Here is a 23,967-nt window from a genome sequence, read left to right on the forward strand (position 1 = left end):
AGCGGTGAAAGCGTTTTCTTTGCTTCGTTTCTTTGTCGCTAAGGACCAAGAAATGACGCGCTGCCACGCGCAGTGGCTAATAGTGATAAAGAAAACATCCAACACTAAATGCGCAAAGACTTGGAGAGCAGCAACCCGGCATTGACCCAGACCGCTAACGCCAGAACTCGTGCAACCCAACACTGACCCCGACCACCAACCCCAGCACCAACCCACCCAAAACCCGAGTGCGAACGAAAACCCTATAACGAGGCTGCAGCCCTGGCCGCTGTATCGTAGAGACCGGAAGCATTTCGCAGCAACTGCGCCGCCTCGCCTATCTGCTCATTGGTCAGCCCACTCTCCTTCAACGTGCTGATCAAGCAACTCTCCCGCACCTCCCGATACTTCCCGCACAACTCCCGCCCCGCCGTCGTTGCGGAAAAGAACACCTCCTTACCCACTTTTTCGCTCTTCACATAACCCCGCGCCATCAACTTCTTAATGGCATAGCTCGCGACGTGCGTGTCCTCTATATTGAGAACAAAGCAGATATCGGCAATCTTTTTCTTCCGGTCACGATGGCTCACATGATGCAGCAGCGACACTTCCACCGCCGTCATGTCCTTCGCGCCCGCCGCCGACATGCATCGAACCATCCAGCGGTTAAACGCATTACCAGCCATGATCAGGCCATATTCGAACTCGGACAACTCAGCGCTCGTTTCAGACACGAGATGCTCGGACGAAACGATCTTGGTCGGATGACGGGGCATAAATATTTCGACGGAAGAATATGTCGGCGAGTGTAGCGTATGGAACGAAATTCACCCCTAGGTCTAAATTCTTATTGATAATTTGTCGATAAATTATTGACAATGTACATTCCCGAGCTAGCGTCGAGACGGCTTCTCATTTGCCTTTCGTTCAAGCGCGTGCTCGATTACCGGCAAAACCCAGCATGACACCACCCAAAATTCATCCACTCGGCGACACCGCGCTTGTGTGCGAAGCGCCCCCGCCCGCCACGATCGATTGCCAGCGCCGAATGTGGGCGCTCGCCGACGCAGCACGCCTGTGGCCGCATGTCGTGGAGGTGGTGCCGGGCATGAACAACCTTACGCTGGTCTTCGATCCCCTCCAGGCCGATCCCGCCGACCTCGCACAACACATGCAAAACGCGTGGGAAAAAGCGGCGGAAGCCGATGTAGGCACCGCTGAAATCGAAATTCCCGTGCGCTACGGCGGCGCTGATGGCCCCGATCTCGCGTCCCTGGCGAAGTCGCTCAACCTGAGCATCGATGAACTCGTGAAGCGACACACGCAAGCCGATTACATCGTATTTTTCCTCGGTTTTCAGCCCGGTTTTGCCTATCTCGGCGGCCTCGATCCCACGCTACACGCGCCTCGACATCCCAAACCCCGGCTGGAAGTGCCGGCGGGGTCGGTCGGTATCGGCGGGGAGCAGACCGGGATTTATCCAGCGGTGTCGCCGGGTGGCTGGCAGCTGCTGGGACGCACCGATCTCAAACTCTTCGATCCCGCCCGCAACCCGCCCACGCTGATGCAACCCGGCGATCACGTCCGTTTTACCGCGCTCGAGGTGCTCGCATGATCGACGTCATTCGCGCCGGCATGCTCTCCTCCGTGCAGGATCTTGGCCGCGCGGGATATCGGCACCTCGGTGTCAGTTCGGGCGGCGCATTGGACGCGCTGTCGCTGGAAATCGGCAACCGGATCGTGGGCAACATGCCGGGCGCGGCAGGTATCGAACTGACGCTCGGACCGACCACGCTGCGCTTCACGCGCGCTACCCGCGTGGCGATCACCGGCACGGATTTCGCCGCCACGCTGGACGACAAGCCCGTCTACTCGTGGTGGAGCCTGCCGGTCCAGGCCGGTCAGGAACTGACGTTGCGCGGCGCCAAGCACGGCATGCGCGGATATGTGTGCGTGGCGGGCGGTATCGATGTCCTGCCCATGCTCGGTTCTCGCAGCACCGACCTCGGCGCCTGTTTCGGCGGTCTCGGCGGCCGGGCGTTGCGCGATGGCGATCGTCTGGCTACCGGCGTGCCGCAGCCGAATAAGACTGCGGTGTTTTCATCGGCGGGAACGGCCTTTGGGGTGAAAGCGCCCGCGTGGTGCAAGTTCGTTTATGTGGAAGAACCGCTTCGGCGCGGCAAACACACGCCGGGCAATTCATGGTCGCTGCCAATCCGCGTGTTGCGCGGTCCCGAATACGAGACCTTCACGCAAACGGCTCAGCGCGACTTCTGGAACGAAGAATGGACGATCACCCCGAACAGTAACCGCATGGGATTCCGGCTCGCGGGCACGGTGCTCGAACGCGGCGATAAAGCCGATCTTTTGTCCCACGCCGTATTGCCCGGCACGATCCAGGTCCCGCCGAACGGTCAGCCGATCGTGCTGATGGGCGACGCCCAGACCACCGGCGGATATCCAAAAATAGGCTCGGTCATCAAGGCCGACCTGTGGAAGCTCGCGCAAGCGCGGCTCAACAGCGGTGTGCGCTTTATCGAAACAACGGTTGAAGCCGCGCGTCACGCGCTGGCGGACGAGCGCATGTATGTAAAACAGGTCGAATCGGCTATCGCGATGCACGCGGAACGCCTCGGCCGGTAAAGAACAGGGAACGAAGATGGAAATCGATCTGAACGCCGATCTCGGCGAAGGCATGGGCACTGACGAAGCACTGCTCGATCTCGTGAGCTCCGCGAATATCGCTTGCGGCTGGCACGCGGGTGGCGCAACGGCCATGCGCGATTGCGTGCGCTGGGCCGTTGCGAAGGGTGTCGCCATTGGTGCGCATCCGAGTTTCAACGATCCCGAGAATTTCGGCAGGAAGGAGATGGACCTTCCCGTCTACGAGATTTACGCGGGCGTGTTGTATCAACTGGGCGCGCTGGCCGCGATCGTGAGGGCTGAAGGCGGTCGGATGTCGCATGTGAAGCCGCACGGCGCGCTCTATAACCAGGCGGCGAAGAATCCGGACATTGCCGAGGCTATTGTCACGGCAATTCGCGATTTCGATTCGTCGTTGCTGGTGTTCGGGCTGGCGAACAGCAATCTCGTCGATGCCACCCGCAAGGCGAACCTGGTCGCGATCGAGGAAGTGTTCGCGGACCGCGGATATCGGTCGGATGGGTCGCTCGTGCTGCGCAAAGACCCCGGCGCGCTGCTAGAGGACGAGGAAGCCGTGATCACCCGAACGCTGAAAATGGCAATGGAGCATCGCGTCCAGGCGGTCAGCGGCGAGTGGGTCCCGATCAACGCGCAGACGGTTTGTCTTCACGGCGACGGCGCGCATGCGCTGGCATTCGCCCGGCGGATTCGCGGGGCGCTCGAAACGGCGGGCATCGACGTTCGCGCTGCCCACGCGGTCGAGGTCTGACGAACTGTCTTTAGCGTTTCTCGCTGCTTGGCGTTAGCGCCCGAAGCGAGCCTGCGCCTCGGAAACAAAGCCTCAATGAAGCTGAATGCCTCGCGACTTGGCGGGGCGTTTTCGTAAGCGGCCGTAGAGCCGTTTTATCAAGCCAACGGAACGGTCCGCTCGAAGCAAGCGGTTCGTCCGGCGGCGGAACAAGCCCTTATCGGGACATTAGCCCGACCACTTGGAGATCTTATGGGTACCGCTGTCAATCTATGGCCACTGATAGGCGTGGCTGTCATCATCGTGGGATTTATCCTGCGCTTCAATCCGATGCTGATCGTGGCCGCCGCTGCAATCGTCACCGGCTTGGCGGCGCACTTTCCCATCGATCGCATTCTCACCGCTATCGGCACGGGGTTTATCAAGACACGCAACATTCCGCTCATCATCTTGCTGCCGCTGGCCGTGATCGGTTTGCTGGAACGGCACGGTCTGCGTGAACGCGCGCAAATCTGGATTTCGGGCATCAAGGCGGCGACGGTGGGACGTCTGCTGATCGTCTATTTGCTGATTCGCGAATTGACGGCGGCTGTCGGTCTGACTGGTCTTGGCGGACATCCGCAAATGGTCCGGCCGCTGCTCGCGCCCATGGCCGAAGGCGCCGCGCAAACACGTTTCGGCAAGCTCTCCGATGAAACCCGCTTCAAGCTGCGAGCGTGGTCCGCCGCGACCGACAACGTCGGCCTGTTCTTCGGCGAAGACATCTTCGTGGCCTTCGGCGCGATCGTGTTGATGACAACCTTCCTCAAGGAAGCGGGGATCGTGGTTGAACCGCTGCACGTTGCCGTCTGGGGCATCCCGACTGCGATCTGCGCGTTCCTGATTCACGGCTTCCGGCTGTGGCTGCTCGATCGGCGGCTGAATCGCGAACTCGGCGCGTTGACCAAGAACGTTCGCGGAGAAACCGCATGACACTGACGCTCAACTATCTGTTCTATCTGCTGGGTATCGTGCTGGTGGTTGTCGCCGGCATGATCTACGTCGATAAAAAACATCCCCGCCGCCTCACCGCCGGAACCTTCTGGCTGGTGTATGCGCTGATTTTCCTGATCGGCGACTGGCTGCCGGCCAATGTGGTCGGCGTGCTGGTTGTGGCGATGGCCTTGATCGCAGGCTTCGGCGGTGTCACGGCGGGCAAGCCGAAAATGCTCTCCGACGAAGCGCGCCGCAACAGCGCCTTGCGTCTGGGCAACAAGCTGTTCGTCCCCGCATTGACGATCCCCGTGGTGACCGTGATCCTGACGCTGGGAGCGAGTTACCTGGTGTTCGGCGGCAAGCCGCTGCTCGATCCGAAGAATGTCACGCTGATGGGCTTTGGCATCGGCTGTATTGTCGCGCTGGGCGTAGCGTGCGTGATGACACGCGATACCGTCGGGCAATCGATGAAAGAAACGCGCCGCTTGGTCGATGCGCTTTCATGGGCCGCCGTGCTGCCGCAAATGCTGGGCATGCTGGGTTTGGTGTTCTCGGATGCGGGCGTGGGCAAGGCGGTCGCGCACGTGACGACGGCTTATGTGAACCTCGATTACCGCCTGGTCGCGGTGGCCGTGTATTGCATCGGCATGGCGCTTTTCACGATGGTCATGGGCAACGGCTTCGCGGCGTTCCCGGTGATGACGGGCGGCGTAGGCGTGCCTATCCTGGTCGGCGTGTTCCACGGCAATCCGGCCACCATGGTCGCGATCGGCATGTTCTCGGGTTATTGCGGCACGCTCATGACGCCGATGGCCGCGAACTTCAACATGGTGCCGGCCGCGCTGCTCGAATTACCCGATAAAAACGCGGTGATCAAAGTGCAGATTCCAACCGCGCTGTCGATGCTGGTCGTGAATATCTTCTTGCTGAACTGGCTGATGTTCCTGTAACGCGAAGGCGTGGGTTCACGCCGGATCCACCACGAACCCACGCTTTCTCAGCAACGCGAGTACACCTCTTTTCCCGCCAAGATGCAACGCGCCAACAGCCAGGAACACCGGCTTGTTCGGCGCGGCTATCGCCACCACGCGCGCCGCGAACCGATAGTTGCGGTCGACCACCACGCGGTTATCGATCTGCCTCGCAAGCTGCTTCGATCTCGCCAGTTTCTCCGTCTTGGCGTCGTCCCATGCCTTCAGTGCATCGGCGTCGCCAATCCGCCATAGCCGATGCAACTCCTTCACATCGGCAACATTCTCAGCCGGCGTCTGCACCAGATCCTGCGCGAGCATTTCCCGTTGCTGCGCCTGCGTGAGCCGCGTGAACGCGGCAATCTGCTCATTGAGCGTCTCCAACCCCACCACTCGCCCGCGCGGCCGCAAGTAGACGTTCTGCAATTGCGTTTCCGTGCCGAATTCGGTCTGGAATCCGGCCTTCAAGGTATCGACGGTTTCAACCAGCATCGACGCCAGCCATGGCCGCGAGCGGCTGATATCGGCGAGCATGGCGGGGTTGCCGCGCATGCGTATTTCCAGCTTTTTCCACAGCGCATCGGGCAAATATCGCGACAGGCACGGCTCCCGGCATACGCCGTATTTGCTGACTTCATCGGCCGATACAACCAGGTCGTCGGGAGAGATTTCCAGCGCGAGCGTCGGCGATGCATCGAGCGCGCCGAGGATCGGCTTGCGGAACGGCTGGCTGGCGGGGTAGTCATCGGCGAAACCGACGTGCAGCGTACCCAGCACGTAGATAGTGACCTGGCCTTTGGTGGCGACGTAGAACGGCATATGCGGCGGCTGCGCCTGCACCGGACCGCTGGCGGTGGTGCCATTCGAATGGTCTACGTCGGGAGGAGCCGGACGCGCGGGCGGCACACTTAGGCCGGGTAACGCAGCAGAGGACGTGGGCGGCACCGTGGCGCCCGGCGGCGAGCGCGCGCCGGTCACAGCAAAAGCCAGTTGCGGCGCCAGGCAAAAAATCGCAAGGATCGCCGCCACAACAACAGCAAAACCCGCAACAAAACGGCGCGCAACCTGCCGCGCCGCCGGGCGTTCAGCCATCGATCTCCCCGACTTCCTCGGCGCGATGACAGGAGACGTGCCGACCATCGACGAAACGCAGCGCCGGTTCTTCGACGTGGCATTTATCGATTGCATACGGGCAGCGCTGATGAAATGTGCAACCTGATGGTGGGTTAAGCGGCGAAGGCATTTCGCCCTGCAGCCGGATCTTGATGCGCCGATCTTCTTCGAACAAGGCAGGCGTCGCCGACATCAGCGAGCGCGTGTACGGATGACGCGGCCGTGCGTAGATCGTTGCCTTGTCGCCAAGTTCGGCCACACCGCCAAAATACATCACCATGACGTCATCGGCGATATGTTCCACCACCGACAAGTTATGCGAGATGAACACATAGCTTGTACCGAACTGCTGCTGCAGATCCATGAACAGATTCAGAATCTGCGCCTGGATGGAAACATCCAGCGCGGAGACGGGTTCATCGGCCACCAGGATCTGCGGGTCCAGAATCATCGCACGCGCGATAGCCACCCGTTGCCGCTGGCCGCCCGAGAACATGTGCGGATACCGCGCCGCGTGTTCCGGCCGCAAACCGACCGTGCGCATCATGTGCGCAATGCGCTCGGCGCGCTCGCTGGACGACAGCTTCGTGTTGATCGCCAGCGGTTCGCCCAGCGTCTGCTCGACGGTTTTCCGTGGATTCAGCGAAGCGAACGGATTCTGGAACACCATCTGCACGCGCTGCCGCAAGTCGGCTACTTTCGCACGGTTCGCGCTCGCCACGTCCTCGCCATCAATCAGCAATCGTCCCGACGTGGGCGCTTCGATCATCGTCAACTGACGCGCGAGCGTCGATTTTCCGCAACCGGATTCGCCCACCACGGCAAGTGTCTTGCCACGTTCAAGCGAGAACGACACGCCGTTCAACGCCTTGACGGTGCCCTGCTGGAACATGCTGCGCTTGACGCTGTAGTGCCGCGTCAGTTTATCGGCGACGAGGACGATATCTTTAGCGTCTTTAGCGAAAGTTTCAGGAACGGCATTCATCGCGCGCCTCCATGTTCTGCCACGAGGTCCATGTTTAGCGGCTTGATGCAACGAGCGCGCACGGCCGGATCGTTCGGGGCGAGTTGATAGAGCGCCGGCCGCGCCTTGCGGCAATCGTCGACGGCGTAGCTGCAGCGGGGCGCGAATAAACAACCGGTCGGGCGATCGTCGCGGCCGGGCACCATGCCCGGCAAGGCCGCGAGACGCTCGGCGCCTCGGCTATGTTCGGGAATGGCGGCGAGCAATGCCTCCGTGTACGGATGATGCGGCTCGCTGAAAATCGTCGGCACGTGATTCGTTTCGATAATCTCGCCCGCGTACATCACGGCCACGCGCTGCGCGACTTCGGACACAACCGCGAGATCGTGCGAGATCAGCACGAGCGCCATGCCGCGTTCCTTCTGCAGCTTGACAAGCAGCTCCATGATCTGCGCCTGGATGGTGACGTCGAGCGCGGTGGTGGGTTCGTCGGCAATCAGCAGCTTCGGATTGCACGCGACGGCCATCGCGATCATCACGCGCTGGTTCATGCCGCCGGACATCTGGTGCGGGAAGGCATCGATACGGCTTTTCGCGTCTGGAATCCCCACTTGATCGAGCAATTCCAGCGCGCGCTGATGCAGCTTCGATCCTTTCAAGCCTTCGTGAAGCTTGAGGACTTCCTTGATCTGATAGCCAACGGTGTAGCTCGGGTTCAGGCTCGACAGCGCGTCCTGGAAGACCATGGCAATGTCCTTGCCGATAATCTTCCTGCGTTGCCCCGCCGATGCCTTCAGCAAGTCGACGCCGTTGAACGTGACCTGATCGGCGGTGACAATGCCTGGCGCATCGATCAAGCCCATGAGCGCCATCATGGTGACGCTTTTGCCCGATCCCGATTCGCCGACTACGCCGACCACTTCGCCGGGTTTGACGGATATATCGATGCGATCAACCGCCGGGAGCCCATTGAAACTCACGGCGAGATTGCGGATGGTTAGAAGATCGTTCATGTCAGTGCGTGCACGGCCGCCCGAAACGTATTGACCAGCCCCCTCGGGGGGCAGCGAATGAAGTGAGCGTGGGGGTTGTTCCATATCACGCCATCCGTTTGAGTTTGGGATCGAGTGCATCGCGCAGGCCATCGCCGAGCAGGTTGATCACCAGGACCGAAATCAGGATGGAAAGCCCGGGCATGGTCACGATCCACCAAGCACTTTCGATGTAATCACGCGCCGATGCGAGCATCGCGCCCCACTCCGCCGCCGGCGGTTGCACACCGAGGCCGAGAAAGCCGAGCGCGGCGGCATCGAGGATGGCGGACGAAAAGCCCAGTGTTGCCTGCACGATCAGCGGCGCGGCGCAGTTCGGCAGCACTTGCGAGAACATCAGGCGCACGGTGCCTGCTCCAGCCACACGCGACGCTGTCACGTATTCGCGCTGGAGTTCACCGAGCGCGGCGGCACGCGTCAGACGCACATAACCCGGCAACGCGACAATCGCGATGGCGAGCATCGTGTTCATCAACCCCGGACCGATAATCGCGACCACCGCGACCGCCAGCAGCAGCGAAGGCAGCGCCAGCAGCACGTCCATGATGCGCATGATCGGCGTGTCGAACCATTTCTGGAAGAACGCCGCGATCAAGCCGAGCACGATGCCCGGAATCAACGCCAGCACCACCGACACGAAGCCGATCCAGAACGACAACCGCGCGCCGTACATCAGGCGGGAGAGGATGTCGCGGCCGGCTTCGTCGGTACCCAGAACGAAGCGCCAGTTGCCGCCATCGAGCCAGGCCGGAGGAATTTTTACATTGTCGCGATACTGCTCAATCGGCGAATGCGGCGCGATCAACGGCGCAAAAATAGCGATGAACACCAGGATCAGCACGATCGCGCCGGCCACGACCGCGCCGCGATTGCGCGAGAAATTGGCCCAGAATTCGCGGCCGGCGAGGAACCGGCCACTCGGGACGGGGATCAGCGCCCCAGGATTGTTTTGGATATCGGCCATGGGCTTACCTCGTGTGGCGAATGCGCGGATTCAGCACGCCGTACAACAAGTCGACGACCAGATTCACAAGAATAACGAGCGTCGCGATCATCAGGATACCGCCCTGCACGACGGGATAATCGCGCCGGCTGATGGCGTCGATGAGCCATTTGCCCACGCCCGGCCACGAGAACAACGTCTCCGTCAGCACCGCGCCGGCGAGCAGCGTACCAACCTGCAAGCCGATCACGGTCACCACGGGAATCAGCGCGTTACGCAGCGCATGCACGACCACCACGCGGGCCGGCGAAAGACCTTTGGCGCGCGCCGTGCGGATGTAGTCTTCGCGCAGCACTTCGAGCATCGATGAACGCGTCATGCGCGCGATCACGGCCAGCGGAATGGTGCCCAATACGATAGTCGGCAGAATCAGGTGACTGACGGCGGACTTGAACGCGCCTTCATCGTCGGAAAAGAGTGCGTCCCACAGCATGAAGCCGGTGCGGTGCGGAATGTCGTATTCCACCGCGATGCGCCCTGACACCGGCGTCCAGCCCAGCTTGGCCGAGAAGAACATGATGAGGATCAAACCCCACCAGAAGATCGGCATGGAGTAACCCGTGAGCGCTGTGCCCATTACGCCGTGGTCGACGACCGTGCCGCGTCTCAACGCAGCCACAACGCCGGCGGGCAGTCCGATCACCAGGGCGAAAATCATCGCGCAGATAGCGAGTTCGAGCGTCGCGGGAAAGCGCGCCATGAATTCGCCCATCACGCTGGTATTGGTGATGATCGACATGCCGAGATCGCCTTTCAGCGCGTGTCCGACATAGTGGAAATATTGAACAGGGAGCGGCAGGTCAAGCCCGAGCCGCTTCATTGCTTCGGCGTGCATGGCCGGGTCCACGCCGCGCTCGCCCATCATGACTTCGATGGGGTCGCCCGGGATCAGGTGGATTAACGCGAACGCCAGGATCGTGATGCCGATGAACGTCGGGATCACCATGCCTATGCGCCGCAGAACGAATCGGAACATGGTTCGTCTCTTTGGGGAGGAAAAATGCGACCGGCGACGCGGGCTTGTGACCCTTGTCGCCGGACCTTTTCGACTAGTTATAGTTTCAGTGCATGAAGCGTACCGCTAACAGCTTACTGCACGCCGACACCGTCGAAACGCAGGTAACCCAGCGGTTCGATCTTCATGCCGATGACCTTCTTGCTTGTCGGCTGATACACCGTCGAGTGAGCGATCGGCGAGAACGGCAGCTGGTCAGCGAAAATTTGCTGCGCTTGCATATAAGCCTGCGTGCGCTGCGCCTGATCCGACGTATTGCGGCCCTTGATCACCAGGTCGTTGAACGGCTTGTAGCACCAGTGCGAGAAGTTGCTGCCGTTGACCGCTTCGCAGCCGAGCAGCGTGCCGAGCCAATTGTCCGGATCGCCATTGTCGCCCGTCCAGCCAATCAGCATGGCGTCGTGTTCGCCAGCGTGGCCGCGCTTGATGTACTCGCCCCACTCATACGACACAATATTCGCCTTCACGCCAATCTTCGCCCAGTCGGCCTGAATCATCTCGGCCATCAGACGTGCGTTCGGGTTGTACGGACGCTGGACCGGCATGGCCCACAGGTTCATTTCGAAACCGTTCGGGAAGCCTGCCTTCGCCAGCAGCGCCTTGGCCGCCGCGGTGTCGTACGCCTGAACCTTCAGGTTCTTGTCGTAAGACCATTCGGTCGGCGGAATGGGTGCAATCGCGGCCTGACCTGCGCCTTGATACACCGACTCGATGATCGCCTTCTTGTTGATCGCCATGTCCAGCGCGCGGCGTACTTCGACGTTATCGATGTTCTTCTTCGTCGTGTTGTACGCGACGTAACCTTCGTTGAAGCCTGGTTGCGACGGCGTGTCGAGGTTCGTGTCGGCCTTCAGCGGTGCAATGTCAGCCGGGCGCGGATAAGCCATCACCTGGCATTCGTTGTTCTTCAGCTTCTGCACGCGCACGGCGGCATCCGGCGTGATCGAGAAAATCAGCTTCGATATCTTGACTGCGCCCGGCTTCCAGTAATCAGGATTGCCGTCGAAACGGATGGTCGCGTCTTTCGTGTAGCTGCGAAAAATAAACGGACCTGTACCAACCGGCTGCTGGTTGATATCCGATGCCTTGCCCGCTTTCAGCAGTTGCTGAGCGTATTCATCTGACTGGATCGACGCGTATTCCATCGCCATGTTCTGGATGAACGGAGCGTTGACTTCCTTCAGCGTGAACTTGACCGTGTACGGGTCGACTGCTTCGATCTTCGTGATCAGCTTGTCCAGGCCCATGTCGGTGAAGTACGGGAACGACGTGGGGTAAGCCTTTCGGAACGGCTGATTCGGATCGAGCATGCGGTTGAACGTGAAAAGCACGTCATCCGCGTTGAATTCGCGCGTGGGCTTGAAGAACGACGTGGTCTGGAACTTCACGCCATGGCGCAGATGGAACGTGTACGTCAGGCCATCGGGCGAGACATCCCACTTTTCCGCGAGACCCGGTTCCACTTTCGTACCGCCGCGCTCGAATTCCACGAGGCGGTTGTAGACCGTGAAGGTGTTCGCGGTGAAATCGGTGCCCGTCGTGTATTGCGCGGGATCGAAACCGGCCGGGCTGCCTTCTGAGCAGTAAACGAGCGTTTTGTTGGGAATGGGTGCTGCGTGAGCGACGCTCGCGGTTACGAGCGATGCCGCGATGGCGGCGCTGAGTGCCATCGACAGATGAGCGGCTCGTAACAGGCCAATTTTCTTCATGTTTCCTCCAGGATCGATGCCGGCTAAAACCAGCGTAGCGCGATATTACTGAGCTTTGCCGGGGGGAACAAGGCGACGAAATTCCCGAGGGGGAATTGCTTCTGCACGTGTGTCCGGCAAGCCAGGCAACAAGGTTGAAAAGGCCGTGTTTTCGCTTACCTTCTTGGGTTATCGAGGTTTTTCGTCGATTCAGCGCGTTTTTCATCGATCCGCGCTTTGTCGGCAAACTCACGCGCGACGGCAAATTCGGGCGCTACCGTAGCACGAAAGAAATGTAAATTTAAGATAAAGATGAGGATTGTTGCGCGCCGAAAACATGAATCCATCATGTTTCGTTATGCACAATGTTTCAAGGTGATTAAACCAGTAGGAGGAGAAATGTGAAAAGCGGGACAAGAACCGCGCGGCGAATGCCGCGCGGGTTAAGCGAAAACATCAGGCTTTAAGCGGCCGCTTTAGGCAACGCCAACCGCTCGCAAATCGTCTTGCTCGCGGCGGCGCCGTTCAGCGTATAAAAATGCAGCCCGGGCGCGCCTTCCTTCACCAGCCGCTCACACAAACCCGTTACTACATCCAGTCCGAACGCGCGGATCGCTTCTTTATCGTCGCCATAACTTTCCAGGCGGCGTGCAATCCACTTCGGCACTTCCGCGCCGCACATCTCGGAGAAGCGCATGAGCTGCGAGAAGTTCGTGATTGGCATGATGCCCGGCACGATTGGAATGTCCACGCCCTTTTTGCGGGCGTCATCGACGAAACGGAAATACGCGTCCGCGTTGAAAAAATACTGCGTGATCGCCGAATTCGCGCCAGCCTGCACCTTGCGCACGAAGTTTTCCAGGTCGGATTTGGGCGAACGCGCCTGCGGGTGATATTCCGGATACGCCGCGACTTCAATGTTGAACCAGTCGCCGTGCTCAGCCCGAATAAAGCCGACCAGTTCCGACGCATACCGCAACTCGCCGACTTCGCCCATGCCCGAAGGCAAGTCGCCACGCAACGCGACAATGTGACGAATGCCATGCTCGCGATAACTGCCGAGAATGGTCCGAAGACTCTCCTTCGACGACCCGATGCACGACAAATGCGGCGCCGCTTCGAGTCCCTGCTTCATCATTTCGACGACGGTATCGAGCGTGCCTTGCTGCGTGGAACCGCCCGCGCCGAACGTCACGGAGACGAACTTCGGGTTGAGCGTCTTGAGCTGCGCGCCAGTCGCACGCAATTTCTCGATTCCTTCCTGCGTTTTCGGCGGGAAAAACTCGAATGAGAGTTCGATCGGTTTCATGGGAAGAGTTGAACGCGCACGCGTTGGCATTCGCGTTCTTAGAAGTTGCGCTGACCGAGGATCAGCGCCGACAGCAGCCAGGACACTATGCTGTACAGAATCGAGCCGAAGAACGCCGACCAGAACCCCGATACCTCGAAGCCTTTCAGCAACGAAGCACACAGCCAGAAACACAGCGCATTCACGACGAGGATGAACAACCCGAGCGTGAGAATGGTCACCGGCAGCGTGAGCAGCACCAGCAACGGACGCAGGAACGTATTGATCAGCCCGAGCACGATCGCGACGATCAGCGCGGTACCGAAGCTGCGAATGTGAATCGACGGCACAAGGTAAGTGATGATCAACAGCGCGAGCGCGTTGATCAGCCAGGTCAGCAGCACGGACATCGATGGTCTCCTGGTACTTGAAAGGTCGTGTGCGTGGGTTTGATCGACTAAACCCACGCACACGTTGAGCACTACAGACCGCCGCGATTAGTAACGGTAGTGATTCGGCTTGAACGGACCCATCTTGTCCACGCTGATGTAGTTCGCCTGATAGTCCGACAACACGGTCAGTTCAGCGCCAATACGCCCCAGATGCAGACGCGCGACCTTTTCATCAAGGTGCTTGGGCAAAACATAGACCTTGTTTTCGTACTTGTCGCCGTGCACGAACAATTCGATCTGAGCAATCGTCTGGTTCGTGAACGATGCCGACATCACGAACGACGGGTGGCCCGTCGCACAACCCAGGTTCACGAGCCGCCCTTCAGCCAGCAGGATCACGCGCTTGCCATCGGGGAAAATGATGTGATCGACTTGTGGCTTGATGTTTTCCCACTCGTACTGGCGTGTCGATGCAACGTCGATTTCCGAGTCGAAGTGACCAATATTGCAGACGATTGCGTTGTTGCGCATCGCCTTCATGTGGTCATGGCCGATCACGTGGAAGTTGCCCGTAGCGGTCACGAAAATGTCGGCCTTGTCGGCGGCATATTCCATGGTCACTACGCGGTAACCTTCCATGGCTGCCTGCAGTGCGCAGATCGGATCGATTTCCGTGACCCACACCGTCGCGCCCAGACCGCGCAGCGATTGCGCGCAACCCTTGCCCACATCGCCGTAACCTGCGACGACCGCGATCTTGCCGGCGATCATCACGTCGGTGGCGCGCTTGATGCCGTCGACCAGCGATTCACGACAGCCGTACAGGTTGTCGAACTTCGACTTCGTGACCGAGTCGTTCACGTTGATGGCCGGGAACGGCAGGCGCCCTTCCTTTTCCATCTGATACAGACGATGCACGCCCGTCGTCGTTTCTTCCGTCACGCCCTGGATATGCACGAGGCGCTTGGAGTACCACGCCGGGTCGATATCGAGGTGAGCGGCAATCGACTTGTACAGCGCGACTTCTTCTTCGTTTTCCGGCTTGCCGATGACCGAGCGGTCCTTTTCAGCCTTCGAGCCGAGGATCAGCAGCAACGTGGCGTCGCCGCCGTCGTCGAGGATCATGTTGGCGAATTCGCCGTTCGGCCATTCGAAGATGCGGTGGGAGAATTCCCAGTATTCGTCGAGCGATTCGCCCTTGAATGCGAACACCGGCACGCCGCCCTGCGCGATAGCCGATGCAGCGTGATCCTGCGTCGAGAAGATGTTGCACGATGCCCAGCGGACGTCTGCACCGAGCGCGGTCAGCGTTTCGATCAGCACGCCGGTCTGGATAGTCATGTGCAGCGAGCCGGCAATACGCGCGCCCTTCAGCGGCTGTTGCGTCTTGTATTCCTCACGCGTTTGCATGAGGCCGGGCATTTCCGTTTCAGCGATGTTCAGTTCCTTGCGGCCCCAGGCAGCAAGAGACATATCGGCGACGACGAAATCTTTGTTGGTGTTTGAATCGAGAACTGCGGCGTTCATCACGCCCTCCTTTCTAAATGGAAATATAGAAATTTGACGTGAGCGCCGTTCGATGCGGTGGTTCAACAAGCGCTTACTTGGTCTGCAAGCGCTGGTCACTCCGTCCGATTGAATGCTTCGAGCCTGGCGGCCTTCGTTGTGGAAGAACGTCGCAACGCTCCTCGAAGCGAGTTGGGATTGTAGCAAATTGGGATGGAGGGAGCGCGTTTGCGCGAGAGGTTTGTTTTGCCGACGTTCACGCATCGGCATGGCAAATCTTTCAGATGACTAACCGCGAAGGGTTAACCTCTAATCGGATGGGGTCGGCACTGCGACATAATTAAAATGACTTAAAATTATCGGCGGTATTCCAAACTGGAATTCAGAGGAATTGCATGGAATTGCGATCGTTGAGGTATTTCGTCGAAGTCGTGAAGCAAAAAAGCTTCACCGGTGCTGCGGAGAAAATGTTCGTCACGCAGCCGACCATCAGCAAGATGGTGAAGTCGCTCGAGGACGAAATTGGCTCGCCGCTGCTGCTGCGCGAAAGTCGCCAAATGGTGCTCACCGACGCCGGACAGATCGTCTATCAGCGCGGCCTTGAAGTGCTCGCGGCGCACGCGCAACTCGAAGCCGAACTCAACGATCTGGGCAAACTGGGGCGCGGCACGCTCACTATCGGCATTCCGCCGATGGGCGGATCGCTGTTCACGCCAGCTATTGCCACATTCAAGAAGCGTTATCCGAAGGTGGAACTGAAGCTGTTCGAGCGCGGTTCGAAGGCAATTGAAGCTGCATTGATCGATGGCGAACTCGAGCTTGGCGGTGTGCTGGAACCCGTCGATCTCGCCATGTTCGATGTGCTGCCCATCAGCCGCCAATTACTCTGGCTCGTTGCGCCCAAAGGCTCGCGATGGGATGCGCTGTCGGACGTGCCGCTCAGCGATCTCGCGGCGGAGCCGTTCGTGTTCTACGGCGAAAGCCTGGCGTTATCGGATCTCGTGCTTAATGCCTGCCGCGAAGCGGGGTTCACGCCGGCTATCGTGGGGCGCAGCGGCCATTGGGATTTCATGGCTGCGCTGGTGCAGGCGGGCGTCGGCATTGCGTTGCTGCCTGCGCCGTATTGCCGCCGGCTCGATATCAACGCATTCACCTGCCGGCCGGTGATCGCGCCGGAGATTCATTGGGACATGGCGGTGGGCTGGCGACGTAATGGTTATTTGTCGAACGCGGCGAGGGCTTGGCTGGAGGTTGTGCGGCAATTACTGCCCGCCAATCTCGGCGATGACTTTTTGCAAGGGCCGGCCGAGCGGTTTCCGGCACGCGTTAGGAATGCGGCGCCGCGATAGCCGAAATGAAAAACCCCCTGTCCCGCTCGCGCGGGACAGGGGGTTTTAGTTGCTACGCCGATGTCAAACCTCAGCGGCGTCCGTCAATCGATCATTCCTGTACAGCGAAGTCGATCCGGCGGTTTGCGAAACGTCCGCTGGCCGTTGCGTTATCGGCAATCGGGTTTGCATCGCCGAAACCTTGCGCCATCAGCGAATCAGCAGAAACGCCGTGCTTCACGAGGAACGCGCGCACTGCTTCCGCCCGCTTCTTCGACAACACCAGATTCGTGCTCGCCGGGCCGACATTGTCCGAATAACCGCCCACGTTCAACTTCACGGTCTTGCCCTTCGCTTCGCACGCCTTCAGCAGTTCTGCCGATTTCGCCAACGCCAGTTGCGCGTCTTGCGGCGGCACGTCGGAACCCGTGCGTAAATTGATGACTTGCAGGTTCAGCACCTTGGCGACATCGGCGGCAGAGCAATCATCGCTCAACGACGAGAACGCGCTCATGAACGATTCCTTCGCGCTTTCGACCGCTTGCTTGACATCGAACGTGCCGATGGTGAATCCCGCGCCGAACAACGTCTTCAGCTTGTTCATCCAACCGTTGCGCATGTCGGCAGCCGATCCGCTCAACTCGATCTTCTCACCCGACAACTTGGATTCCGCGCCCGGCAATTGCATCAGCGGCAACAGGCCGTCGAGCTTGTCAAGCCAGCTAGCCGGCTTGGTGTCCGGGTCGACTGCAATGGTCGCGTTCAGATGGTCCGCGCCGAACTTCGCCGTCAATGCGGCGAGCAGCTTGGCCTTCTCTTCTTCACTGCCAACCGTTGCTTGAATGGTCGGTGCGCCGAGCTTGTCGACGGTGAACGTCAGCAGCGCGTCCTTCGTAGGCGCAGGCGCGGCAGCGGGTGCCGACGCGGGTTCTGCGGCAACCACCGGAGTCGATGTAACCACCGGCGCTGCGGCGGACGCTACAGCAGGAGCCGCAGCGGGTGCCGGTGCGAGCGGTGTCTGGTTGCCGCAGCTACGGCCGAACAGCAGTGCGAGCAACGCAAGCGCTGCGGCGACAGCAAGCCACCACCATTTCTTCGATCGAGCCTTTTCTTCCACCACGATCCGGTCGAGCGAAGGGTTGATGGCGGTCGATCCGCCGACTGTCGACGGATGTTCAAGATGCGACGACACCGCTTTCATCTGCGCTGCCACGCCGGACATGAAGCTGGCCGCGCCGCCCAAGCCCAACGCGCTGACGATATCGTCCGTCATGCTTGCCTTCACCATTGGCAACTGATGGCCGAGCAGCGTAGGCAACTGGCCGACGTTGCTGCCAGACTTCGTGAAGTAGTGCTTTAGCACGCCGAACAACGCGGTCGTGACGATGCCGCCCAGCGCATGCGTGGCGCCAACCGATACACCGGTCTTCGCTGCCACCGTGTTGCTCAGCGCGTTCACGCGCCCTTCGGATGCCACGCCGCTTGCGAGCCGCGTACCGGCCGCGAGCAACGATTGCAGGCCGTCGCCATGGACGAGTTGCGGCAGCATATCGACGATATTGGCGTTTGAATCCGGTGACATGATTGATGCGAACAAGCTGCGTGCGCCTTCAGGCGATGCGGCTTTGTTCATCAGCGACCCGACGAGTGCCGGCGCGATCATGCCGACCACGCGTTTCGCTGCTTCGGGAGCGACGCCCAGTTTTGTAGCGAGTTGCTGCAACACGCTTTCGGTCAAAGCGCCCTGTACCAGCTAAATAACATTAATGCTCATTTAAATTGCCTTTTCCTTACTTGCGTGAATTCGCCAACCGCTCAGAATGAGCGAAGCGGATTATAGGTTCGGCAATTAACAAATAAGGACTTCGGACTAAAAATCGGAAATACCTCAAAGTAGAAGTCTTGAGACAGTTCTTAAAGCATCTTGAATTACTGATGAATGTCATCGCATTGATGCAGTAATAACGCGCAAAATTTTGAATGAACGTTAATTCGCACTATTCGATTCGATTGGTCAAGCCGCAGACCATGACGGCGATCAAGGCTTTTGCAAAAATTGAGACAAGCGGGCAAACTGAACAAAAGCATGACGGAGATAAACGATGTGCTTATCCGCCTACGGTCAAACGCACGAAGTCACGAACCAGGCCCCACCGCTCGAGCGCTACAACGCGATGACCACCGACGCGGCCCTCATGACCGCGCTGGAACGTGAAGGCGCGGCGTGGCATCTCGACGCGCTCACCCGCGACGGCCTCGCGCTCACGCAACCCGGCGTCTTAGCACTCGCTGACCTGGCCAACCGGCATACGCCTGAGCACCATCCGTTCAGCGCGCGTGGCGAGCGTCTCGATGCAATCGAATTCCATCCCGCCTGGCACACGCTGCTTGCCATGCTGCGCGAGCAAGGTCTTCATTCGCTGCCGTTTGAAACCGCCGCGCCGAAACCCGGTTCCATGGCCGCGCGCGCCGCCGGATATTTTCTCCACGCACAACTGGAAAGCGGTTCGTTGTGCCCGCTGACCATGACCTTCGCCAGCATTCCCGTGTTGCAGCAAGAGCCCGCGTTGTACGCGAGCTTGCGAGAGCAATTGCTTTCGCGCCAGCACGATCCACGCGATATCCCGCTCGGTGCCGGCAAGCAGTCGATGATGATCGGCATGGGCATGACCGAGAAACAGGGCGGCTCGGACGTGCGCAGCAACCGGACCCGCGCAGTGGCGACGGGCGCGGGCGGACGGGGCGGCGAGTATCGGCTGATCGGCCATAAGTGGTTCTTCTCGGCGCCTCAATGCGACGCCCATCTCGTGCTGGCGCGCGCCGGTGACGACACCGATGCCGACGACGGAAAACGCCCGGTTTCCTGCTTCTATGTGCCGCGATTCGCGCCGGATGGATCGAAGAATGCCGTGCAGATCCAGCAGATCAAGGACAAGCTCGGCAACCGCTCGAACGTTAGCAGCGAAGTCGAATTTCTCGATGCCTACGGCGTCATGATCGGCGACGAAGGGCGCGGCGTTCCGACGATCATCGAAATGGCGAACTTCACGCGTCTCGATTGCGTGATCGGCAGCGCCGCTTTGATGCGCGCCGCGCTGATCCAGGCGATCCATCACGCGCGGTATCGGCGGGTCTTTGGTGCCAAGCTCATCGACCAGCCGCTGATGCGCAACGTCCTCGCCGACCTCGCGCTGGAATCCGAAGCGGCCACCGTGCTGTTCATGCGGCTCGCGGGCGCGTTCGAGAATTCATCGAAACCGGAAGAGCACGCGTGGCGCCGCATCGTGACGCCGGCGGCCAAGTTCTGGGTCTGCAAGCGCGCGCTGGAATTCACCGGCGAGGCAATGGAAGTCTGGGGCGGAAATGGTTATGTCGAAACGGGGCCGATGGCGCGGTTTTATCGAGAGGCTCCGGTGAATTCGATCTGGGAAGGATCGGGGAACGTGATGTGCCTCGACGTGCTGCGGGCGTTCGAACGCGAACCCGATGCTGCCCACGCGCTGTTCGAATCGTGGCGGAAGGTGGCGGGTGAACATCACGTACTCGGTGACGCGATGAAGACGCTGCTCGCCATGCTGCAAGGCGACCCGGCTACGCGCGAAGCGTCGGCACGGGCGATCGCACAGCAACTCGTGCTCACCGCGCAAGGGGTTCTGCTCGCGCAACATGCGCCCGCGGATGTGGCGGCGGCTTTCATCGAAACCCGTCTCGGCGATGCCCGTGGTTCCGTCAATCGCGTGTATGGAACGCAGCCGGCAACGTTCGATTTCAACGCTTTGATCGAGCGCGCGTTCGGCGAGTAGTTTTGGGAATAGCCGCGCGCGATGAATCAAGCCGCGCGGCTACGCCCCTTGCGCAGTGGAATCCCCGGATCCACTTCAGGCCGAGGCCCCGTTTCCTCTCCGTTCTCCAGCCGATACAACCACGCGAGCAACTCCGCCACCGCCTGATAAAGCGCGGGCGGAATGCGCGAATCCAGGTCGACCTGCATCAGCAGCGACACCATCTCGGGCGATTCATGCACGTACAGCCCCGCGTCCTTTGCGCGCTGCACGATCATTTCAGCGACCAGCCCGTAGCCCTTGGCGACCACGCGCGGCGCAGCATCGGCGTTTTTGGTGTCGTAGGTAAGCGCGGCCGCCTGCTTTCGGGAGTCGTTGCGCAAGCTCATCTGCCGCTCCCCGCTGCGCTTCCAGCAGGGCCGGCATCGGTGACCGTGATGACATCGGCGAAATGGGGGAATGTTGGGTCAGCGGCCAGGTCGGCCAGCGCGTCGCGCGCGTGCACCGTCAATCCGGCGAGCTGCAATCCGGCGGCGTCGAGTTGTTGGCGGAAATGATCGCCATCGGCGGCAAGACGGGCCGCGCCGCCTTCGCTTGCATTCAACCGCACCACCAGTTGCTGGCCGGTGAGCACCAGGTCGGCATCCACGGTGCCGAGCGTGGGCAAGCTCAGCGTGACACGCGTGTGCCAGCCGCGATCCGAATCGCCCGGACCCGTCCCCGCGTCGCTCTCCTGAGACGGATCGCGCCCATAAGTTGCGCGGTTCTGAGGCTGGATCTCCCACTCGAACTTGGCGCCCGGCCACGCTTCGCCGGACCAGCGGAACTGGTCGGAAGCGAGGACATCGAGTTGCTGGCGAACCAGCGCGATAGTCGATGGATGAATCCCGGCGGAGGCGACGGCCGCCTGCACGGCCGAATCCTGCAGATGGGCGGCCAAAGGCAACGCGCCGGTTGCCGTTCGCGGCGCCATTCCTTGGGCCGTCTGCGTCGATGCAAACACGCCCGTGGGCATCTGTCGCACCGATTCAGCCAGCGCCGCCGCCTGCTGCGGCGTTTGTGGTGTCGGCACGAGACGCGCGGAATTGGGCGCGTCGGGGGAATCGGCGGGAGCGGAGAAGGTTAGCGGCAGCAGCGTTTCCTCGATCCAGACATCGGTCACGGCATCGGCATCGTCCGCCGAGGCCGAGAAAGCATCCGATGGCAACTCGCTTGCCAATTTGTCGACGCGCGCCTGGGGCTCATTTCGCAGCGACGCCAGCGAACGCTGTCCGCCCAGCCAAAGCGCAATATGGTTTTCGTAGAAGAGGCCGCTGTCTACAACGGTCCTCGCCAGCATGGCCGCCAGGACAGGCGCGGGCAAAGGCGGTGCGGGCGGGTTGACCGCACTGGCGGCATTGGCCGAGCTGGACGAAAACAGCGACCCGGACAGGCTTTCGAACGCGCTGGCGGCCACGACCAGGCGCGGCGCGGTCGGCCACAACGGCGAACTGCCGAGCACAGCGGGCGTCGCGCTGCCGCCGAAGCGCGAAATGATGTCGAGCGTACGCCCGATCTCGCTGAATGCGGTCTGCGTCGACGGGCCCGGCGCGGTATACGCGTTGATAGCGGCAGCGGGCGTGGCGGCCGGCGGGGTATCGATTAAAAGTTGCGAGGTATTGGCTTGAGGCGCGGTCGAACTGGTCTGCGTATTGAGCGCGGACAACAGCATGTCAGTGCGGCTGGCAAGCAGCGCAGCGACGGCGGAGTCCAGTCCAGTCATGCCAGTATCCTCGGGTCAGCAGTCCAGCCGAACGGCCGGCCGCCAGTTGCAACGAGCCGCAAACGCGTCAAGAAACGCGTCTAGCGAAACCCGATCATCTTCTTCAAAACTCGCACGGGCCTGTTCACGGTGAACAACGCTGCGGACAAACGCGCGAGGCTGGGGGTGGCGAGGTCGCGAATGGCGGCGTCGTCGGCAAGAATCCGGCGCACCAGTTCGAGCTTGCGGGCGCGCGCGGTATCGTCCAGTTCCGAGCTGGTATCGACTTCTCTCAAGCCGTCGACGAGATCCCGGTACGCGCTCTGCATAGTCTTCAATTCACCCCATTCTCCACTGCGTGCTGCGGCCAGCATACACGTAGAAAGTGCGGCAATCGCTTCATAATGAGCGAAATATTCTTGTGTGGTTTTCATTATGTGCAAGCATGTTTCGCGGCTTCACGCCGCAGCCATTTTTGCTGCATCGGGTGCAATCGCCATCCAGGCTTCCTCTAGGGTTGCCAGCAGGCCATCGATCTCCACCAGCACTTCTTCGCTCTGACGCACATTCGCTTCCAGCAACCGGTGCGCCATGTAGGTGTACAGCGCATCCAGGCGTGCAGCGATATCGCCGCCAATGTCTTTGTTGAGCGACTGCTGCAAACCACTTTCAATAATGCTGATCGCTTTCGTGATCGCCTCGCCGCGTGCCGGTATATTGCCCTGTTGCAGATTCATCCGCGCCTGGGCAATGGCTTGTCGCGCGCCTTGATACAACATCGCGACCAGCCGGTGCGGGCTCGCGCCCATTACGCCTGTCTGAACGCCAACGCGCGCATACGCGTTCGCTCCACCGTGTGCCTGGGAAAACATCCGACCCTCTCCTATGTCGACCAGAGTTGGCGCTTTAGCGCCCTACTCAGATTCCGTGACCTACGTGGTCTCATTGGCGTTTCGCACAAAAGCGCTGCACACCGCGCTTAGTACCAAAACCCGTGATGAACCGGTGCCGATAAACGGATCAGGCCGCGCTATTTGTCTGACCGTTTATCGTGCTGCTATCCGGGTTATCGGAGAAAGCGGCAAAAGCTTTAGGCGTGCTTTGCGTCACAACGAGTTCCTGGAAGGGAAATAGTCGGCGGGCCGGGGATGTGGAAACCGTCGGCGCAGCGTTCAGACCGAGATGTTCATGATGTCGTTGTAGGCCGACACGAGCTTGTTGCGGACCTGCAAGCCGAACTGGAAACCTACGTTCGCCTTCTGCATGTCGACCATCACGTCGTTCAGCGAAACGTTTGGCGCGCCCACTTCGAATGCCTGCGATTCGTTGACCGCCTTGGTCTGGCTGCTGCTGATGCTGTCCAGAGACGATTTCAGCGCGTCGGCGAAACTACCGGCGCTGGCCGCACCCGATTCGGGCACGACGCTGCCGCTCGCGACTTGACCGGCACCGCCCGCAGCCTGCGTCGACATGGCCTGCATTTGCTGGAGCGCCGAACTCAACGCGCTGATAGGAGCATTCATGGGGTCTCCAGAAGGAACGGAAAGGAATTCAATCTCGGCGGCAATGTAAGGATCGCTGTACATCTGCGACTATCCGAACCGGGCTGTCCCGAGCCACAGGCCGGCGTCTGTCGCCAGAGCCTGGGCGGTTCGGCACATGGCCTGACCGATTAGGAAAAAGTCTAGCAGTCGGCGCAATTTGCAAAGCGGGGAAAGGAAACCAAAACTCGCTTCTATTCGCTGGATCAACTCAATCCTGCTTACGGATAATTCCTCT

Annotated in this window: 23 protein-coding genes and 1 riboswitch; of the genes, 7 read left to right on the forward strand and 16 right to left on the reverse strand. The window is 60.3% G+C overall.

Annotated elements, in window-relative coordinates; translation table 11 throughout:
* Positions 1–242: 242 nt before the first annotated feature.
* Positions 243–755: a winged helix DNA-binding protein gene (locus ACSQ83_RS07440; protein ID WP_436227695.1), complete on the reverse strand. Its 513-nt coding sequence runs from the start codon at positions 753–755 to the stop codon at positions 243–245.
* Positions 756–940: 185 nt separating this feature from the next.
* Between ACSQ83_RS07440 and pxpB the strand changes: the two genes are divergently transcribed.
* From pxpB to ACSQ83_RS07465, 5 genes are all read left to right on the forward strand, one after another.
* Positions 941–1,594: a 5-oxoprolinase subunit PxpB gene (gene pxpB, locus ACSQ83_RS07445; RefSeq protein ID WP_414947887.1), complete on the forward strand. Its 654-nt coding sequence runs from the start codon at positions 941–943 to the stop codon at positions 1,592–1,594.
* Complete coding sequence (locus ACSQ83_RS07450) at positions 1,591–2,622, forward strand: biotin-dependent carboxyltransferase family protein (RefSeq protein WP_414947886.1); 1,032 nt, start codon at positions 1,591–1,593, stop codon at positions 2,620–2,622. Before pxpB ends, ACSQ83_RS07450 begins: the two co-directional genes overlap by 4 nt.
* Positions 2,623–2,638: 16 nt before the next feature.
* Positions 2,639–3,391, forward strand: a complete 753-nt coding sequence (pxpA, locus tag ACSQ83_RS07455) for a 5-oxoprolinase subunit PxpA (RefSeq protein ID WP_436227696.1) — start codon at positions 2,639–2,641, stop codon at positions 3,389–3,391.
* Positions 3,392–3,622: 231 nt separating this feature from the next.
* Positions 3,623–4,342 carry a DUF969 domain-containing protein gene (locus tag ACSQ83_RS07460; protein WP_436227697.1) on the forward strand — a complete coding sequence of 240 codons (720 nt, stop codon included), beginning with the start codon at positions 3,623–3,625 and terminating at the stop codon, positions 4,340–4,342.
* A complete protein-coding gene (locus tag ACSQ83_RS07465; RefSeq protein WP_414947884.1) occupies positions 4,339–5,295 on the forward strand; it encodes a DUF979 domain-containing protein in 957 nt (318 codons plus the stop codon). Before ACSQ83_RS07460 ends, ACSQ83_RS07465 begins: the two co-directional genes overlap by 4 nt.
* Before the next feature lie 15 nt (positions 5,296–5,310).
* On the opposite strand, the gene ACSQ83_RS07470 is transcribed toward ACSQ83_RS07465, so the two are convergent.
* The 9 genes from ACSQ83_RS07470 to ahcY all read right to left on the reverse strand — a co-directional run bounded on the left by ACSQ83_RS07470 (position 5,311) and on the right by ahcY (position 15,358).
* A complete protein-coding gene (locus ACSQ83_RS07470; RefSeq protein ID WP_436227698.1) occupies positions 5,311–6,408 on the reverse strand; it encodes a TraB/GumN family protein in 1,098 nt (365 codons plus the stop codon).
* Positions 6,401–7,414, reverse strand: a complete 1,014-nt coding sequence (locus ACSQ83_RS07475; RefSeq protein ID WP_436227699.1) for a peptide ABC transporter ATP-binding protein — start codon at positions 7,412–7,414, stop codon at positions 6,401–6,403. Before ACSQ83_RS07475 ends, ACSQ83_RS07470 begins: the two co-directional genes overlap by 8 nt.
* Positions 7,411–8,406 carry an ABC transporter ATP-binding protein gene (locus tag ACSQ83_RS07480; RefSeq protein ID WP_414947881.1) on the reverse strand — a complete coding sequence of 332 codons (996 nt, stop codon included), beginning with the start codon at positions 8,404–8,406 and terminating at the stop codon, positions 7,411–7,413. Before ACSQ83_RS07480 ends, ACSQ83_RS07475 begins: the two co-directional genes overlap by 4 nt.
* 85 nt (positions 8,407–8,491) lie before the next feature.
* The gene (locus tag ACSQ83_RS07485; RefSeq protein WP_299703719.1) at positions 8,492–9,409 is read right to left on the reverse strand and encodes an ABC transporter permease subunit; all 918 of its coding nucleotides are present in this window, start codon (positions 9,407–9,409) and stop codon (positions 8,492–8,494) included.
* A gap of 4 nt (positions 9,410–9,413) precedes the next feature.
* Positions 9,414–10,424: an ABC transporter permease subunit gene (locus ACSQ83_RS07490; RefSeq protein WP_414947880.1), complete on the reverse strand. Its 1,011-nt coding sequence runs from the start codon at positions 10,422–10,424 to the stop codon at positions 9,414–9,416.
* Between the two features lie 113 nt (positions 10,425–10,537).
* A complete protein-coding gene (locus ACSQ83_RS07495) occupies positions 10,538–12,172 on the reverse strand; it encodes an ABC transporter substrate-binding protein (protein ID WP_436227700.1) in 1,635 nt (544 codons plus the stop codon).
* Between the two features lie 442 nt (positions 12,173–12,614).
* Positions 12,615–13,460 carry a methylenetetrahydrofolate reductase [NAD(P)H] gene (gene metF, locus ACSQ83_RS07500; protein WP_436227701.1) on the reverse strand — a complete coding sequence of 282 codons (846 nt, stop codon included), beginning with the start codon at positions 13,458–13,460 and terminating at the stop codon, positions 12,615–12,617.
* 38 nt (positions 13,461–13,498) lie between these two features.
* The gene (locus tag ACSQ83_RS07505) at positions 13,499–13,849 is read right to left on the reverse strand and encodes a phage holin family protein (protein WP_031364155.1); all 351 of its coding nucleotides are present in this window, start codon (positions 13,847–13,849) and stop codon (positions 13,499–13,501) included.
* Positions 13,850–13,936: 87 nt separating this feature from the next.
* Positions 13,937–15,358: an adenosylhomocysteinase gene (gene ahcY / locus ACSQ83_RS07510; protein WP_436227702.1), complete on the reverse strand. Its 1,422-nt coding sequence runs from the start codon at positions 15,356–15,358 to the stop codon at positions 13,937–13,939.
* Between the two features lie 33 nt (positions 15,359–15,391).
* A riboswitch (S-adenosyl-L-homocysteine riboswitch) is annotated at positions 15,392–15,527 on the reverse strand.
* 205 nt (positions 15,528–15,732) lie between these two features.
* Between ahcY and ACSQ83_RS07515 the strand changes: the two genes are divergently transcribed.
* Entirely contained in the window at positions 15,733–16,686 is a 954-nt protein-coding gene (locus tag ACSQ83_RS07515) for a LysR substrate-binding domain-containing protein (RefSeq protein ID WP_436227703.1), read from the forward strand.
* A 91-nt stretch (positions 16,687–16,777) separates the two neighbouring features.
* On the opposite strand, the gene ACSQ83_RS07520 is transcribed toward ACSQ83_RS07515, so the two are convergent.
* Positions 16,778–18,403, reverse strand: a complete 1,626-nt coding sequence (locus tag ACSQ83_RS07520; RefSeq protein ID WP_436227704.1) for an OmpA family protein — start codon at positions 18,401–18,403, stop codon at positions 16,778–16,780.
* Between the two features lie 364 nt (positions 18,404–18,767).
* On the opposite strand from ACSQ83_RS07520, the gene ACSQ83_RS07525 reads away from it, so the two are divergent.
* Positions 18,768–20,468, forward strand: coding sequence for an isovaleryl-CoA dehydrogenase (locus ACSQ83_RS07525; protein WP_436227705.1), 1,701 nt, complete (start codon positions 18,768–18,770; stop codon positions 20,466–20,468).
* Positions 20,469–20,494: 26 nt separating this feature from the next.
* On the opposite strand, the gene ACSQ83_RS07530 is transcribed toward ACSQ83_RS07525, so the two are convergent.
* The 5 genes from ACSQ83_RS07530 to fliE all read right to left on the reverse strand — a co-directional run bounded on the left by ACSQ83_RS07530 (position 20,495) and on the right by fliE (position 23,711).
* Positions 20,495–20,836 carry an EscU/YscU/HrcU family type III secretion system export apparatus switch protein gene (locus ACSQ83_RS07530; protein ID WP_436227706.1) on the reverse strand — a complete coding sequence of 114 codons (342 nt, stop codon included), beginning with the start codon at positions 20,834–20,836 and terminating at the stop codon, positions 20,495–20,497.
* A complete protein-coding gene (gene fliK / locus ACSQ83_RS07535) occupies positions 20,833–22,209 on the reverse strand; it encodes a flagellar hook-length control protein FliK (protein ID WP_436227707.1) in 1,377 nt (458 codons plus the stop codon). Before fliK ends, ACSQ83_RS07530 begins: the two co-directional genes overlap by 4 nt.
* Before the next feature lie 80 nt (positions 22,210–22,289).
* Positions 22,290–22,622: a flagellar protein FliT gene (locus ACSQ83_RS07540; protein ID WP_414947871.1), complete on the reverse strand. Its 333-nt coding sequence runs from the start codon at positions 22,620–22,622 to the stop codon at positions 22,290–22,292.
* 24 nt (positions 22,623–22,646) lie between these two features.
* The gene (fliS, locus tag ACSQ83_RS07545) at positions 22,647–23,060 is read right to left on the reverse strand and encodes a flagellar export chaperone FliS (RefSeq protein ID WP_414947870.1); all 414 of its coding nucleotides are present in this window, start codon (positions 23,058–23,060) and stop codon (positions 22,647–22,649) included.
* Positions 23,061–23,360: 300 nt separating this feature from the next.
* Positions 23,361–23,711, reverse strand: a complete 351-nt coding sequence (gene fliE, locus ACSQ83_RS07550) for a flagellar hook-basal body complex protein FliE (protein WP_414947869.1) — start codon at positions 23,709–23,711, stop codon at positions 23,361–23,363.
* Between the last annotated feature and the right edge of the window lie 256 nt (positions 23,712–23,967).

Source organism: Caballeronia sp. LjRoot29 (assembly GCF_964252755.1).
Taxonomy (GTDB): Bacteria; Pseudomonadota; Gammaproteobacteria; order Burkholderiales; family Burkholderiaceae; genus Caballeronia.